At 61.4% G+C, this 14,828-nt stretch carries 12 protein-coding genes; 1 reads left to right on the top strand and 11 read right to left on the bottom strand.

What is annotated here, in order from left to right; translation table 11 throughout:
- Window positions 1-13: 13 nt before the first annotated feature.
- Together ACL2XN_RS00545 and ACL2XN_RS00540 are read right to left on the bottom strand one after the other, a co-directional pair.
- The gene (locus ACL2XN_RS00545) at window positions 14-1,225 is read right to left on the bottom strand and encodes an alpha-hydroxy acid oxidase (protein WP_413729846.1); all 1,212 of its coding nucleotides are present in this window, start codon (window positions 1,223-1,225) and stop codon (window positions 14-16) included.
- Window positions 1,222-2,076: a fumarylacetoacetate hydrolase family protein gene (locus ACL2XN_RS00540; RefSeq protein WP_413729844.1), complete on the bottom strand. Its 855-nt coding sequence runs from the start codon at window positions 2,074-2,076 to the stop codon at window positions 1,222-1,224. The genes ACL2XN_RS00545 and ACL2XN_RS00540 overlap by 4 nt, the downstream gene beginning before the upstream one ends.
- Window positions 2,077-2,356: 280 nt before the next feature.
- On the opposite strand from ACL2XN_RS00540, the gene ACL2XN_RS00535 reads away from it, so the two are divergent.
- Window positions 2,357-3,328 (top strand): GntR family transcriptional regulator, encoded by a 972-nt coding sequence (locus tag ACL2XN_RS00535; RefSeq protein ID WP_410014455.1) that lies wholly within the window; start codon window positions 2,357-2,359, stop codon window positions 3,326-3,328.
- Window positions 3,329-3,403: 75 nt separating this feature from the next.
- Here ACL2XN_RS00535 and ACL2XN_RS00530 read toward each other — a convergent pair whose 3' ends face one another.
- The 9 genes from ACL2XN_RS00530 to ACL2XN_RS00490 all read right to left on the bottom strand — a co-directional run bounded on the left by ACL2XN_RS00530 (window position 3,404) and on the right by ACL2XN_RS00490 (window position 14,582).
- The gene (locus ACL2XN_RS00530; RefSeq protein WP_410014454.1) at window positions 3,404-4,453 is read right to left on the bottom strand and encodes a cyclase family protein; all 1,050 of its coding nucleotides are present in this window, start codon (window positions 4,451-4,453) and stop codon (window positions 3,404-3,406) included.
- Between the two features lie 10 nt (window positions 4,454-4,463).
- Entirely contained in the window at window positions 4,464-5,780 is a 1,317-nt protein-coding gene (locus tag ACL2XN_RS00525; RefSeq protein WP_410014453.1) for an MFS transporter, read from the bottom strand.
- 86 nt (window positions 5,781-5,866) lie between these two features.
- On the bottom strand, window positions 5,867-7,189 hold the full coding sequence (locus ACL2XN_RS00520; protein ID WP_413729843.1) for an MFS transporter: 1,323 nt from the start codon (window positions 7,187-7,189) through the stop codon (window positions 5,867-5,869).
- Between the two features lie 98 nt (window positions 7,190-7,287).
- Complete coding sequence (locus tag ACL2XN_RS00515; protein ID WP_413729842.1) at window positions 7,288-8,238, bottom strand: phosphoglycerate dehydrogenase; 951 nt, start codon at window positions 8,236-8,238, stop codon at window positions 7,288-7,290.
- Window positions 8,239-8,287: 49 nt separating this feature from the next.
- Window positions 8,288-9,172 (bottom strand): dihydrodipicolinate synthase family protein, encoded by an 885-nt coding sequence (locus ACL2XN_RS00510; protein ID WP_413723199.1) that lies wholly within the window; start codon window positions 9,170-9,172, stop codon window positions 8,288-8,290.
- Window positions 9,173-9,189: 17 nt separating this feature from the next.
- The gene (locus tag ACL2XN_RS00505; protein WP_410014449.1) at window positions 9,190-10,338 is read right to left on the bottom strand and encodes an iron-containing alcohol dehydrogenase; all 1,149 of its coding nucleotides are present in this window, start codon (window positions 10,336-10,338) and stop codon (window positions 9,190-9,192) included.
- 318 nt (window positions 10,339-10,656) lie between these two features.
- Complete coding sequence (locus ACL2XN_RS00500; RefSeq protein ID WP_410014448.1) at window positions 10,657-11,733, bottom strand: ABC transporter ATP-binding protein; 1,077 nt, start codon at window positions 11,731-11,733, stop codon at window positions 10,657-10,659.
- Window positions 11,726-13,495, bottom strand: a complete 1,770-nt coding sequence (locus ACL2XN_RS00495) for an ABC transporter permease (RefSeq protein ID WP_410014447.1) — start codon at window positions 13,493-13,495, stop codon at window positions 11,726-11,728. The genes ACL2XN_RS00500 and ACL2XN_RS00495 overlap by 8 nt, the downstream gene beginning before the upstream one ends.
- A gap of 19 nt (window positions 13,496-13,514) precedes the next feature.
- Entirely contained in the window at window positions 13,515-14,582 is a 1,068-nt protein-coding gene (locus tag ACL2XN_RS00490; RefSeq protein ID WP_410016781.1) for an ABC transporter substrate-binding protein, read from the bottom strand.
- Window positions 14,583-14,828 lie beyond the last annotated feature (246 nt).

Genomic DNA, 14,828 nt, shown 5'->3' with positions numbered 1-14,828 from the left:
CCAGGGTTGATGTTCAGGGCGCCTCGGCGATGGACCGAAGCGCGGGGGTACGCGGCGCCGGCGCCGAGGCGACGGCAGGCCAGGGATAATCGACAATGGCGTCCGGACCAAGCTGCCCGAGGGCGGTGACGCCGCACAGCGCCATGGTCGCTTCCAGCTCCTTGCGCAGTATGTCAAGGCACAGGGCCACGCCCTGCTCGCCCAGGGCGCCGAGACCGTACAGAAAAGCGCGTCCGATCATCACGCTGTCCGCCCCCAATGCCAGGGCGCGCAGCATGTCCTGGCCGCTGCGGATGCCGCCGTCCATGATGATTTCGCCGGCATCCCCGACGCTGTCGGCAATCGCCCGCAGCGCGCTGATGCTGGACGGCGCGCCGTCCAGTTGCCTGCCGCCGTGGTTGGAAACGACAATGGCGTCGGCGCCGGCGCCGAACGCCCGGCGGGCGTCGCCGGCGTCCATGATGCCTTTAACAATCAGCCTGCCGCCCCAGCGCTGCTTCACCCAGTCGATATCGTCCCAGGTAACGGTACGGTCGAACTGACGGCTGACCCACTCGGCAAAACCCAGGGTATCGGTGACTCCCCGCGCATGGCCGACGATATTGCCGAACGTCCGGCGCGGCGTTCTGAGCATGGCGGCGCACCAGCGCGGGCGCGACAGCATGGACAGGATGCCGGACGCGGTCAGCGCCGGCGGCACCGACAGGCCGTTGCGGATATCCTTATGGCGCTGCCCCTGGATCGGCAAATCCAGCGTCAGCACCAGGGCGGAACAGCTTGCCGCGCGGGCGCGGGCGATCAGATCGGCGATAAACCCCCGATCCTTCATCATATACAGCTGTAGCCAGAACGGCTGCGCGAGCCGGGCGGCCAGGTCCTCGATGCTGCAGATGCTGACGGTGGACAGGGTGTAGGGCACGCCGGCCGCCGCCGCCGCGCGGGCGGCCAGAATTTCGCCATCCGGCCAGATCATGCCGGTCAGGCCGGCGGGCGCCAGCGCCAGCGGCAGCGCGGCCGGCTGACCCAAAATAGTGGCGCGGGTACTGATATCGGCGACATTGCGCCCGACCTGCTGGCGGAAATGCAGCCGCGCCAGATCGAGGCTATTGGCGCGGTAGGTGGACTCGGTCCAGGATCCGCTGTCGACATAATCGTAAAATAATCCCGGCACGCGCCGCCGTGCCAGGCGGCGGAGATCGTCCACGCAGGTGATGACCGGCTTCATAAGCCCGCCCCGGCCGCGACGACGGGATTATCCTGCTCGCCCAGCCCGCCGATGCCCGCCCTTACCCGCTGGCCGGGCGCCAGATAGACCGGCGGCCGTAATCCCATGCCCACGCCCGCCGGGGTGCCGGTGGCGATAATATCCCCCGCCTGCAGGCTCATAAACCGGCTGACATAGGCCAGCAGTTCCGCCACGCCGAAAATCATATCGCGGGTGGAGCCGTCTTGGCGGCGCACGCCGTCCACCTCCATCCACAGCGGGAGATCCTGCACGTCGGTAATCTCATCCGGCGTCACCAGATACGGCCCGAGGGGCGCAAAAGTATCGGCGCATTTGCCTTTATCCCACTGGCCGCCGCGCTCCAGCTGATAGGCGCGCTCCGACACATCGTTGAACAGGCAGTAGCCCGCCACGTGTTCCATCACCCGCCCCGGCTCCAAGTAACGTCCGTCCTGGCCGATAACAATCCCCAGCTCCACTTCCCAGTCGACCTTGGCCGCCCCGGGAGGAATTTCGATCGCGTCAAAAGGACCGGTGATGGCGCTGGCCGCTTTTAAAAACAGGATAGGCTCGGTGGGCAACGCCATCCCGGCCTCCCGGGCGTGGTCGCGATAATTCAGTCCGACGCAAATGATTTTACCCACCCCGGCGATACAGGGCCCCAAACGCGCCTGCGCCGGAACCCGCGGCAATGTGCGCGCATCCAGGCCGTGCAGCCGCCGCAGCTGGCCGGAGGAAAGCGCGGCCCCGCGCCAGTCGTCGATTACGCCGCCCAGATCGCGCCGCTCTCCCTGACAGTCAATCATGCCGGGCCGTTCCCGCCCGGCGTCTCCCCACCGAAATATCTTCATCCGTCTTCCCCTTGCCCGGCCATCACCGGCTGGCGACGGCGCAGGCATTAATATGTACTTTGCATACAAAACACATTTACTTAAGGCGAAATGCATCAACATGTCAAAAAAAAGTAAACGAAATGATAAATCCATCACTTTTTATGCCCTGGATGTGAGAGCGATCACGTAAGGAGTTTGATGCGTTGGGACGGCATAATGAAAAACGATGCCGCTAGCCGATGGCGGCGATTTGATTGTGATATGCTGATAAACAGGTACTCATTGAAATGATTAAGATATGTCGGAATCTACGGATAAACACTCTATTCAGCATCGCGCCTATCAGCTGTTGAAATCCATGATCGACGACGGCCGGCTCTCTCCGGGCGAAAGACTGCTGGAGGTGCATGTGGCCAAGGCGTTCGGCATCAGCCGTTCCCCGGCGCGCCATGCGCTGAAAAGACTCTGCGAGCAACAGCTTATCCAGGAAGTCGAGGGACGCGGTTATGAAGTGGCCGGCGCGCGCGCGACGGACGGCGTGGCGCACCATGCCAATCTGGATATGATCAAAATCCCGGCCGTAGCGCGCTGGGAAAGCATGTACGGCCAGCTGGAACAGGCGCTGTGCGCCAGTATTATTTTCACGTCCGTGCGTATTATCGAAGAACGCGTGGCGGAACATTTTAACGTTAGCCGCACGGTGGTAAGGGATGTGCTGGCCCGGATGCACAGCGTCGGGCTGGTCAGCAAAGACGCGCCCGGCCGCTGGATTGCGCCCCAGGTGACGCCGGAACGAACGCATCATCTCTACGAAATCCGCTGGCTGCTCGAGCCGCCGGCCCTGCTGCAGGCCGCGCCCCGGGCGCCAAGGCTTCATATGGAGCAGGCGCGCAACCGGGTAAAACAATCGCTGGGCGGCTTTCCGCGCGACGGGTTTAACATGGATGTGGTCGAAAACGATTTGCACGACATTTTATTGTCGTATTGCCCCAATAAAGAAATCCTGCAGACGCTGGCGCGCACACGGATTTTATTTGTTCCCACCCGCTATTTATTTGATCCGGTGCTGCAAATCCCGCTATCGTTAATCGAGGATGCCCTGCACGAGCACCTGCACATCTACGATCTGCTGCTGGCCCATGACCATCAGGGGGCGGCGGATACCCTGTGCCGCCATCTCCAGCGTGCGGATGAACGCTGGCTGCAGCGGTTCAGCAGCGCTTTCGGGCTGCCCAAGGTGCAAATTCCCGCCTATCTGGTGCCGCTGTGACGTCCGGGCCCCTTTTCGCTGACCTCCCGGCTGCGGCGCCGGGACGTCGGTACGGGGATCTCTTTTTATCACGGCTTACACCGTGGCAACCGGCGTGACGGGCGAGCCTACCGCGCCCGGCAGCCGCAATGGCGGCGCGGTCAGCAAGAACGCGTGGCGTTGATGGGCGCAAAGCCAATCGGCGAGTTCGCTTAAATGCCACAGCTCGCCCAGGTAAACGCCCAGCCGGAACAGGCACAGATCGTGCAGGGGATGCGAGGGATAAAAATCCTGGTGCAACGGGCGCGCCGGCAATATTTCCACGGCCGGATTGTCGGCGATTAACGCTACCACGCCGCATTCTGCAACCCATTGGCGCAGCGCCGGATCACCGCCGTCCAGGCCGGCAAAATGATGTGCGAGATAATCCGCGTCCGGGGCGCCGCCCATGGCAAATATAGCCTCATCCATACCGGTACGGAAACACACCATATCCCCGGGCCGGATGACGATATTGTCCGCCGCCAGGATCTGTTGCAGCTGCGCATAGCCAAAGGCAAAGCGCCGGATGCCGAAATGCTTTTTGATGTCGATCATCACCGCCCGGCCCTGGACGCCATGCCGCGCCATATTTTCAATACCCAGCCGCTTTGCGCCCTGGTGGCCGCCCTGGCCGCAGCCGCAGCCGGGCCGGAAATCACGCTCGCCGATGATATCCACACCGGCGCGGTAGCCGTTATAGAACACCATTTCGGGCGTGCCGTCGCCGCGCACGTCGAACCATTGGCCCATATGCGCCAGGCTGTCCCACTGCGTGGAATATTGCAGCGCCAGCGTCACGCTGTCGTCGCAGATGATATCGGTCAGGCGGGCGTCATCGCGCGACAGTGGATAGGTCATGTTGGGATGCTCGCCGCGCCGCGTGGCGTTAAGCCTGGGCGGCGGCCGCCTGGGATTCATCGCCGTGCCGCCGGGCAGATCCAGCGGCAGGCTAAGGCAAAAGGTGCGACCGGTTTTTACCTCGGCCACGCCCTCGCGCACTTTCTCAGGCGTCAGCAAATTAAGCCGGCCCAATTGATCGTCGGGGCCAAAATCGCCCCAGGTGGCGTATTCCGGACGCCGGGTCCAACGCGTTTGTTCGCTCATCGTCCTCTCCTTACGCCTGCGGGGTTAAGCGCATCGGCTCGACCCTGGGCAGCCACACGGCATAAATCAACGCGCCGAACAGCCCCACGATCCCCGCCAGCACCAGGGGAATCACAAAAGAATGGGTAAACTGCATCAGCACGCCTATCAGTATCGGTGAAATAATGCCGGCGAGATTGGCCGCCATATTCTGGATGCCGCCGATGGTGGCGACATTGGCGCGGTTGGGGGCCACGTCCGAGGGCAGCGCCCATAGCGCCGCCGAGGCGAAGGTCGCGGCAAAGTTGGCGAAGCAGAGCGCGGACAGCGCCAGAGTGACGGTAGGTGAAAAAGCGGCCAGGCCAATCACCGAGCTGCCCAGCATACCGCCCACCAGCGGAATTTTACGCGCCACCGACAGCGAAACGCCGCGCCTTACCAGGCTGTCCGATAGCAGCCCCCCGCACCAGCCGCCGACAATGGCGGCGATACCGGGCAACATGCCCAGCAGGCCAAACTTCATCAGCGAAAGATGGAAGGTTTCCACCAGATAGGTGGGAAACCAGGTAAAAAAGAAATAGGAAACAAAGTTGATACAGAAAAAGCCGGCCATCATGGCCTGCACGGTACGCTGCGCCATGAGCTGGCGCACGCTCATCGGCGCGCCGGTGGCCTGCTCCTGGTTGGCCTCGATAAACGCCACCTCCTCCCGCGACACCGTGCCGTGCTGGCGGGGGTCGCGATACCACAGGTACCAGCCTGCCGCCCAGATGACGGCCACCAGGCCGGAAATGACAAAGGTCATGCGCCAGCCCACCCCGGCTATCAGGAACGAGATCAACGGGATAGCCAGGGTGCCGCCGATTTTGCTGCCGTTATTAAAGGTGGCGGCGGCAAAACTGCGCTCCTGGCGCGGAAACCAGCGGGTGACGGTCGCCGCGCTGGCGGGATAGCTGGGGGCCTCGACGGCGCCGAGCACAAAACGGAACCCCACCAGGGCGCCGATGCCGTGCGCCAGGCCGCAGGCGGCGGTAGCCAGGCCCCAGCCCAGGCTGCTGATGGCGAAGGTTACCCGCGGTCCCCACTTATCCACCAGCCAGCCGCCGGGCAGTTGAAATAACACATAGCTCCAGAAAAAGGCGGACAACAGCAGGCCGCTGTCGGTGCTGGATAAATGCAATTCCTCCGACATAAACGGCATCGCCACGCTCATGGCGGCGCGATCGATATAATTGATCGCGATGCCGACGGACAGTACGGTGAGAATAAGAAAGCGCATTTTTCCCATAGCCCTCGCGTTAACGACGGTCTCGGGCATAGCCGCGCTGTTATTGGAATCAAGCGACATAAAGCCTCCATAACATGATGGTTAACGGCAGGTATCCGAACACACATCATCGCGCCGGCGGCGGCCGGGCGATGATGTGCGGCAGGCTAGGCACGGCTGCGCAGGGACACCGGCCGTTTGCCCGCCGGGGCGTCCTCGACGATGGGCTCCACCTTCCCCATCAGGAACAGGTAGTTGATAATGCCGAGCACCACCAGCCCGGCGGAGAACACCAGCGCAAAGGTAAACGAGCCGGTGGCCGCCACGATGGCGCCGGTCACGATGGGACCGATGGCGCCCCCGAGGTTGGAGACGGTATTTTGCAGGCCGGCGACGATGGAGACGCTGTTTTTCGGCGCCACATCGCCGGGCAGCGCCCAGACCTGCGAAGCCGCGACGGTGGTGCCGGATTTCGCCACGCACAGCAGCAGCACGGTCATGAAAATGGAATCCGTAAACGGGGCGAAACCGATGCACAGCGCCATCAGCAGGCCGACTGTCAGGAACAGCTTGCGCGTGGCGGTCAATGACAGGCGCCCGCTCTCCACCACGCGATCCGAGGCCCAGCCGGCGACCACTTCAATCACCATGCCGCAGATCAGCGGCAGCGCGGCCACCATGCCCATCTTGATAAAATCCATGCCCTTTTCCTGCACCAGATAGGTCGGCAGCCAGGTGATAAAGAAATAGGAGGTATAGTTTATGGTGAAAAAGCCCAGGCACATGGCCCAGATATTGCGATAGCGCAGCAGCTTGTACCACCGCATCGGCAGCACGGATCTGTCGCCGTGTTTCTGCACCTGTCCGTCCAGGATATAGCTGACTTCCTGCGCGCTGATGCGTTTATGATCCGCCGGGTTTTCGGTATAGATGAAATACCAGGCGATCACCCACAGTATGCCGATGCCGCCGATGATCATAAACGTCAGCCGCCAGTCCACCATATAAATCATCCATACGATAAGCGGCATGGCCACGGCGCCGCCGAACTTCGAGGCGCTGTCGAACAGGCCGGAGACGGTGGCGCGTTCCGTGTCGGGGAACCAGCGCGCGGTAATGCCGGCGTTGCTGGGATACGCCGCGGCCTCGCCGACGCCCAATGCCAGGCGCAGCGCCAGCAGGGATTTAAACCCGGTGGCCAGCCCCATGACCGAGGTGGCGATGGACCACCAGGCCACCGCCAGGCCGAGCCCCTTTTTCTGGCCGAAACGGTCGGCAAACCAGCCGGCCGGAATTTGCAGCAGCGAATAGGACCAGAAAAACGCGGCCATGATAAAGCCCATCATTTCCGCGTTCAGGCTGAGTTCTTTGATCAGGTGCGGTGCGGCGGCGGAGAGTACGGTGCGATCAATATAGTTAATGGCAATGGCCAGCCACATCAGTCCGGCGACCCACCAGCGAATGCGCGATTTAGCAGCTATTGTATTCATCGTCAACGAGCCTGTAGAGGAGAGGTTTAAGTCGCCGGATAACGTATTATCCGGCATTGCATACCAGGCGGCGGCCGCGCCCGTTATTTTCGACGCCGTTATAGCGCGTTCATGATATTCACCGGCCGCTCATGCTGGCAGACGCACTGGATAATCTGCTGTACGCAGCGTTCGCCGATGGCGCTGATGGCGCCGTCGGTATAGCCGGCGATATGGGATGTCGGCAGGAAATTAGCCAGCGTAAACAGCGGATGGGCGGCCAGCGGCTCCTGGGTAAACACATCGGCGGCCGCGCCGGCGATGACCCCGTCGCTGAGCGCCGCATACAAGTCCTGTTCGTTAACCACGCCGCCGCGCGCCACGTTGATCAGGAACGCCGAGGACTTCATGCGCTTGATGCGCGCCGCGTCGAATAAATTGCGCGTCTCATCGGTCAGCGGCGTATGCAGGGTAATAAAATCGCTTTCGGCGGTCAGCCTGTCCAGCGTGACGAATTCGACGCCGTGTTCGGCGGCAAAACGTTCGTCCGGGTAAAAATCAAACGCCAGCACGCGCATAGCGAATCCCCGCGCCCGCAGGGCCACCTGCTTGCCGATATTGCCCAGGCCGACAATGCCTAAGGTCTTGCCGTAGACGTCGGTGGCAAAAATACGCGGCCAATCGCCCGCGCGCGTGCCGGCCACCGCCTGCGTCACCTGGCGCGCGCCGCTCAGCATCAGGGAAAAGGCAAAGTCGGCGACGGCATGCTTATTGGCGTCGGGTACATTGGTGACGTAAATGCCGCGCGCGCGCGTGGCGTCCAGATCGATATTATCGACGCCGACGCCATGTTTGCAGACGATCTTCAGGCCGGGCGCCGCGTCGAGCAACGTGGCGTTGACCTCGGTAAAGGCGACGATCATCGCCACCGTGTCCACCAGATGCGGCTCAAGGGCGGCAAGGGGCGCGTCCGCGGGTAACATTATCAGTTCAAAACCCTGTGCTTGCAGCCGGTCGATGGGGGAAGCATCGTATTTGGCAAACGAGGGCGAGGTGCAGATCACTTTCATCGTAGCGTCCTGGTAGGTCACAAGGCGGCACCCGGGTGCCGCGCCGCCATCACTGCAGATATTGATTCACGATCTGGCGAATCTTCTGCTCCTGTTCCGCGCTGAACCGGACGGCGTAACGGCTTTCGCCCACGTCATGGCCCATCAGCGCCACCGCTTTTTTCACCGCCGCCGGAGAAAAGGCCACGCTGTAAAGATCGGTGCGCAACCCTGTCACGTTTTCCTGCGCCCGGCGCGAACCCGCGATATCGCCGGTATGGAACAATGACCAGATGGCGTTGATTTCACGGGGCGCGACGTTGGCCAGCCCGGAAATGCAGGCGGTGCAGCCGTCGACAAAACCTTGATGAATCAGGGAGTCAGGGCCGTTCAGCACGTTAAAACCGTCGATGTCCGCGGCGACTGCCAGGAAACCGCTCAGGCTTTCGTAGCTGCCCGCGCTGTCCTTGATACCGATAATATTGGGGTGCTGCGCCAGGGCGCGCACGGTATCCGGCTGTAACGTATTGCCGGTGCGCGCCGGAATATTGTAGAGGAATACCGGCACCTCGAGGGCGTCCGCCACCGCCCGGTAGTGAGACATTAATTCATCCTGTTTCAGCGGCACAAAATACGGCGTGATCACCGAAACCGCGTCGACCCCCAGTTTGGCCACCTGCCGGCCAAGGCGAATGGTATCGCGCGTGGATATTTCACCGATATGGGCCACCACCGCCGCCTGGCCCGCCGTTTCATCGACGCAGGTTTCGGTAACCGCCAGCTTTTCACGCTCGTTAAGCACGAAGAACTCGCCGTTGGTGCCGCCGCAGAAAATCCCGTTGCCGGCGTCCAGCTGGCGCCGGATCTGCGCGCGCATCGCCTTGGGATGGTATTCGCCCTGAGGGTCGAATGTGGTGACGATGGCGGTCAGTACGCCTTGAATAGTATGGCTCATAATATCCTCTTGATTAATCAATAATTCTTTTGCGGAAATAACGCCAGGTAGATGCCGCGGACATCCGCCGCGCTCACGGGCGCGGGGACATTTTTCATCAGCCGCTGTACATCCAGCGCCGCCGTCACCAGATAAGAGAGATTATCGGCGGCGATCCCCAGCTCATCCAGGCTGGCGGGAAGCCGCAGACGTTTTACCAGCGCGGCGAAATAGTCCACCAGCGCGTGTGATTTCTCTTCCTCGTCAAGCGACGTATCGGCCGTGGGCAGCAGATCGTAGGCCCGGGCGAATTTCTTTACCGCCGCCGGCCGTACGAAGCGCATGCAGGGAGCGAGCAGGATAGCGTTGGCCACGCCGTGCGGAATATGGTACTTGCCGCCCAACGGGTAGGACATGGCGTGGACCAAATGGGTGCCGGCGTGGGCAATCGCCGCGCCGCCGTAATAGGATGCCCACAGCATATCCAGACGCGCTCCCAGGTTGGCGGGCTCGGCCACCGCGGTTTCCAGGCTGGCGAACAGTTTTTTCAGGCCGATCAGGGCATAGTTATCGCTGACCGGGTTGGCGACGGTGGCGGTAAAACATTCGATTAAGTGGCATAACGCATCGATGCCGGTGGAGGCGGCGATATGCGCGGGCATGCTGGTGGTGAGTTCCGGCGCCAGCGCCACGATATCGGGCAGCATGATCGGCGAAATGATGCCGACTTTGGTCTCTTGTTCCGGAATGGCCAGTATGGCGTTGGGCGTGGCTTCCGAGCCGGTGCCGGCGGTGGTGGGGATCAGCATCGAGGCGACGCGGGCGCGCGGTTTTTCGCCGGCCAGCAGCGCGTCAAGCGTCGGCGCGCCGGGCACGCACAGCACCGACAACAGTTTCGCCACATCCAGCACGCTGCCGCCGCCGATGCCGATAACCATATCGACGTCCCGCACCTCCAGCGACGCCAGGATGCGCGCGACGTCATGCTGGCTCGGCTCCGGCGGCACGCTGTCGATAATATCCACCCGGCGGTCCGGGCTGCGCGCCTGTGCCATCACCGCGCGCACCGCGGGTATGGCGGCGATATTTTTATCCGTCACCAGCAGCACGCGCCGCTTATCCTTAATAATGTAGCCGATGTCGCTAAGCGCCTGGTAACCGCTGATAACGGTGCTATTGATATTCATTAATCCCGCCTCGCCTCCGACGCCCTGTTCTGATGTCGTTATATTGATTATATTTTGTCATTTTGACCGCATTACTCTTGCCTGTCTTGGCTATTTTATAGGTTATATGCGCCATGATTACCTTGATCATGCTCACATTTAATCAATTATGATTTTATATAATCACAAACAATCATTTTGTCGCCGGCGGGGTAAGCGCCGGGTCAATGGCCTGCGAAGGGTGGTAACGAGAAAGGCCAGCGGGAACGCTGGCGGGCGATATTGACGTGACAGGGTGTCACTTTTTAATCCGGTCCGGGGCCGACCGGCGTTCAACGTCTATAAAGGAAAGATCCAGACCTGCCCGGCGGGCAATGACAGCCGGCACAGCCCGTCGCGCGCGGCGGTATCGCCATAGGCGCGCACCGGTATGCCCTCGGCGGCGGTGCGGAACAGGTATTCCCAGCGGTTGCCAAGGTACATGCGGGTCAGCAGCGGCAGTGAAAGCGTATTATCCCCGGCATCGGCGGCCCCGTCGGCAAAGCGTACCTGTTCCACCCGGATAACGGCCGCCGCCTCCTGCCCGACCGCCAGCCCCGCGCCGGCGCCGCCCCACAGCGACCAGTCCTGGCCGTCGATGCGCGCCCGCCCCTCGCGCAGTTCCATCACGCGGCCGTTCAGGCGGTTGTTGCTGCCCATAAACTCGGCGGTAAACAGAGTCGCCGGCGCGCCGTACATTTCCTGCGGGGTGCCCTGCTGCTCTATCCTGCCGTTATTGAGCAATAAAATCCGGTCTGAAATGGCCATCGCCTCGTGCTGGTCATGGGTGACCATCAGCGCCGACAGGCCGAGCCGGATAATCAGCTCGCGCAGGAACACCCGCGCCTCCTCGCGCAGTTTGGCGTCCAGGTTGGAGAGCGGTTCGTCGAGCAGGATAATGGGCGGGTTATAGACCAGCGCCCGGCCGATGGCCACCCGCTGTTGCTGTCCACCCGAGAGCTGGTGGGGGTGGCGTTGGCCCAGATGCCCCAGGCCCAGCTGATCGAGTACCGCCTGCACGCGGCGGGTCAGCTCCGCGGACGGCACCTTACGCAGTTTAAGGGGGTAAGCGACGTTGTCGAATACCGTTTTGTGCGGCCAGAGCGCGTAGGACTGGAATACCAGCCCCAGGTTGCGTTCCTCCGCCGGCAGCTCGACGCCGGCGGCGCCGTCGTACAGTAAGGTATCGCCGATGGCGATGCGGCCCTCGGTGGGTTTTTCCAGCCCGGCCACCGCCCGCAGCAGGGTGGTCTTGCCGCTGCCTGAAGGCCCCAGCAGCGACACCACCTCCCCCTGCGCCAGCTGCATCGATACCCCGCGCAAAACCGAATTATCGCCGTACTTCAGGTGCAGGTTCTCCACCGACAGCTCAATCATACATTTTCACTCCAAAACGTAAGGCGACGCCCAGTCCGAGCACGACAATCAAAATATTGATAAACGACAGCGCCGCCACGATGTCGATGGCCCCCGCCGCCCACAACGACACCAGCATCGAACCGATGGTTTCGGTGCCGGGGGAGAGCAGGTATACGCCGGTGGAATATTCACGCTCGAAGATCAGGAACATCAGCAGCCAGGAGCCGATCAGGCCGTAGCGGGATAACGGAATGGTGACATGGCGGGTGACCTGGCCCTGGCTCGCGCCGGTGCTGCGCGCGGCTTCTTCCAGCTCCGGCCCCACCTGCAGCAGCGTCGAGGATATCAGCCGCAGCCCGTACGCCATCCAAACCACCGTGTATGCCAGCCATACGCTGAAAATGGTGTTGCGCAAGGATCGCAGCCAGACGATAAAATGCTCGCGCAGCCCGTCGGCAAACGGCAGCGCCGACAATAATCCGTCTTTCAGGGAGCGATCCAGCCACATGGGAATAAACAGGAACACCCATAAAAACGCCAGCCCCGCGAGCAGGCCGGGCACGGCCCTGGGCACCAGCACGCTGTAATCCATAAAACGGGTGACACCGTCCGGTTTGCGATGCAGCGCCAGGCCGATAAACAGATAACACATTACCGCGATGGCGCCGCCAATCACGCCGATGCTGATGGAATTGACAATGGCGCGCATCAGATTGGTCTGCCCGAGGATGAGGCGGAATGTCTTGAGCGACAGCTGCGCCCAAATATCCACCCCCACCCCCCAGTTGGTGATAAACGCGCGCAGCATGACGCCCGCCAGCGGTACGCCGATGGTGACCGTCAGCCACGCCACCACCACCACGCCCGCCACCCAGCGCCATTTACCCAACGGCAGCAGCCTGGCCTGCGCGGCTTTGCCTTTGACGGTGACAAAGCGGTTCGCGGTGCGCATCAGCCGCCGCTGCAGCATGACCAGGGGCACGGTGAGGCAAATCAGCACTACCGCCACCGCCGCCATCAGATGATAGGACGGCGTGCCGAGCTTATTGGTCAGTTGGAACAGATAGGTGGCCAGCACCAGGTTGCCTTCGGGATCGCCGAGCACCAGCATCAGGCCGAACACTTCCAGCCCGAGGAAAAACAGCAGCACGCAGGCGTAGAGGATCGCCGGGCGCACCATCGGCAGGCTGACCGAGAGCATCACCTGCAGCGGGGTGGCGCCCACCGTGCGCGCCGCCTCCTCCACATCCGATCCCACGCTCCTGAGCGCCGAGGAAATGTACAGATAGGCGTGCGGCACGTGGGTCAGACCGGCAATGACCACGATGCTGCTCATGGCGTAGATATCCCACGGAATAAAGCCCACCAGGCTTTGCGCCCAGAGCGAGAAAAAGCCTACCGGCCCCGCCGCCACCACGTATCCGAACGCCAGCACCATCGGCGAGACAAACACCGGCACCAGGATCAGCGGCTCGATAAACCGGCGGCCCGGCAGGTCGGTCCTGATCATCAGGAACGCTAGGATGCCGCCGAGCGGGATGGCGATGGCCACCAGGCCGAAGGCCAAGATAAAGCCGTTGCGCAGGGCTTTATAGAAGTCGGGATCGGTGAAGATAAAGCGGAACGCCCCCAGGCTGAACACCTTTGAGGGTGAAAAGAACGGGGCGGACAAGAAGCTTTGGATAATGATAAATGACAGCGGTACATAGATAACCAGCGCGGTTAACAGCACGACCACGCCTCTCGGCAAACGCCGCCAGGTAGTGCGCAATGTCTTCATAATGATCCCTGACGGCCGGTTATTTGTTCACCGCGGCGCGGAATTGTTTGATGAACTCCAGCCGTTTATTTTGTTCCAGGTATTCCAGCAGGGTTTCATCTACCGGGATCGGCTTGAGCGCGCCGCCCAATTTTTTGGTCATGCCGTCAAGATCGTTGTCGCCGGCGATATCATTGCGCAGCGAGGTGATATCGGCCTTATTGGCCAGTACGTCCTGCCCTTGCGGCGACAGGACATAATCCAGCCAGAGTTTGGCGGCATTTTTATTTTGCGCCTCGCTGCTGATGAACATGACCCGCGAGAGCACCAGGATATAGTCGTTGGGATAAGAAACGCCCATGGAGGGGTCGGTCTTGATGCGGGCGTCGGCATAGGATCCGAGGATGTTATAGCCGATCAGGTTTTCCCCGGAGGAGACCCGTTCCAGCATGGTGCCGGTGGACGACTGTACCGACAATCCTCCTTTGGCCGTCTGGGCCAGGGTGTCGAAGTAATGCGGGTCGGCCTTCATATCCTGTACCGACAGCATGAATCCGAGGGCGGATTTTTCGATGTCGTAGGTGGTGACCTTGTTTTTGAATCGATCCGGCTGGCTTTGGATTAATTTGGCCAGCGCGGCATGGGACGCGGGAACTTCATTGGCCGCAATCAGCCGTTTGTTGTAGATAAATACCAGCGGTTCGAAGGTGGTGCCATAGGCCTTTTCCTTCCATACCGACCATTTGGGCAGGTTTTTCACTTCCGGCGAGGCGTATTGCAGCGCATAGTCGGTGGCCAGTTTGAGCGCGGTATCCATGGACGAGCTCCAGATAACGTCGCCGCTGTTGCCGCCCGCCGCCTGCTCGCTGATATACCGGTTATACAGTTCGGTGCTGTTCATATCGTTATATTCCACTTTTATTCCGGGATACGCCGCCTCGAATCCCTGGATCAGGGGCCCCGCGGCCTGGGTATCGGTTGTGGAATAGATAACAACCTTGCCTTCCTTTTTCGCGCCGTCCACCACTTGCTGGTAGCCGGCCGGGTAGCCCGCCGGCAGCGCCAGTGCCGGGGCGGCTGCGCCCAGTAAAACAGCCATACCGACCATAGGAATACTGAATTTCGTCGACATGCGTTATGTCCCATAACAATTATTGTAAGAAAAATTAACATATAGTTAAAGAATCCACCGGCGCAATAGCGCCTTTTCGTTATCTTCTTAATTTGTGAGTAGGCGCATATAAAAAAATTGCGCGGCGGTGAGGGGGGACTGCACCATTTTGAGGCGCGCCGGCGGGGCGTAGATCGCGGACGGAGGAGACCGCCGGCCAGGTGCGGGCCGGCGGGAAGCGTG

It is taken from the genome of Sodalis sp. RH22 (assembly GCF_047324165.1).
Lineage (GTDB): Bacteria > Pseudomonadota > Gammaproteobacteria > Enterobacterales > Enterobacteriaceae > Acerihabitans.
Note: the sequence above shows the minus strand (reverse complement) of the source record. Positions and strands in the feature narration are given on the sequence as shown.

What these genes read in the sequence shown, in the direction of transcription:
- ACL2XN_RS00545 (WP_413729846.1), bottom strand. Translation starts at nt 1,225, where the DNA reads ATGAAGCCGGTCATCACCTGCGTGGACGATCTCCGCCGCCTGGCACGG.
- ACL2XN_RS00540 (WP_413729844.1), bottom strand. Translation starts at nt 2,076, where the DNA reads ATGAAGATATTTCGGTGGGGAGACGCCGGGCGGGAACGGCCCGGCATG.
- ACL2XN_RS00535 (WP_410014455.1), top strand. Translation starts at nt 2,357, where the DNA reads ATGTCGGAATCTACGGATAAACACTCTATTCAGCATCGCGCCTATCAG.
- ACL2XN_RS00530 (WP_410014454.1), bottom strand. Translation starts at nt 4,453, where the DNA reads ATGAGCGAACAAACGCGTTGGACCCGGCGTCCGGAATACGCCACCTGG.
- ACL2XN_RS00525 (WP_410014453.1), bottom strand. Translation starts at nt 5,780, where the DNA reads ATGTCGCTTGATTCCAATAACAGCGCGGCTATGCCCGAGACCGTCGTT.
- ACL2XN_RS00520 (WP_413729843.1), bottom strand. Translation starts at nt 7,189, where the DNA reads ATGAATACAATAGCTGCTAAATCGCGCATTCGCTGGTGGGTCGCCGGA.
- ACL2XN_RS00515 (WP_413729842.1), bottom strand. Translation starts at nt 8,238, where the DNA reads ATGAAAGTGATCTGCACCTCGCCCTCGTTTGCCAAATACGATGCTTCC.
- ACL2XN_RS00510 (WP_413723199.1), bottom strand. Translation starts at nt 9,172, where the DNA reads ATGAGCCATACTATTCAAGGCGTACTGACCGCCATCGTCACCACATTC.
- ACL2XN_RS00505 (WP_410014449.1), bottom strand. Translation starts at nt 10,338, where the DNA reads ATGAATATCAATAGCACCGTTATCAGCGGTTACCAGGCGCTTAGCGAC.
- ACL2XN_RS00500 (WP_410014448.1), bottom strand. Translation starts at nt 11,733, where the DNA reads ATGATTGAGCTGTCGGTGGAGAACCTGCACCTGAAGTACGGCGATAAT.
- ACL2XN_RS00495 (WP_410014447.1), bottom strand. Translation starts at nt 13,495, where the DNA reads ATGAAGACATTGCGCACTACCTGGCGGCGTTTGCCGAGAGGCGTGGTC.
- ACL2XN_RS00490 (WP_410016781.1), bottom strand. Translation starts at nt 14,582, where the DNA reads ATGGTCGGTATGGCTGTTTTACTGGGCGCAGCCGCCCCGGCACTGGCG.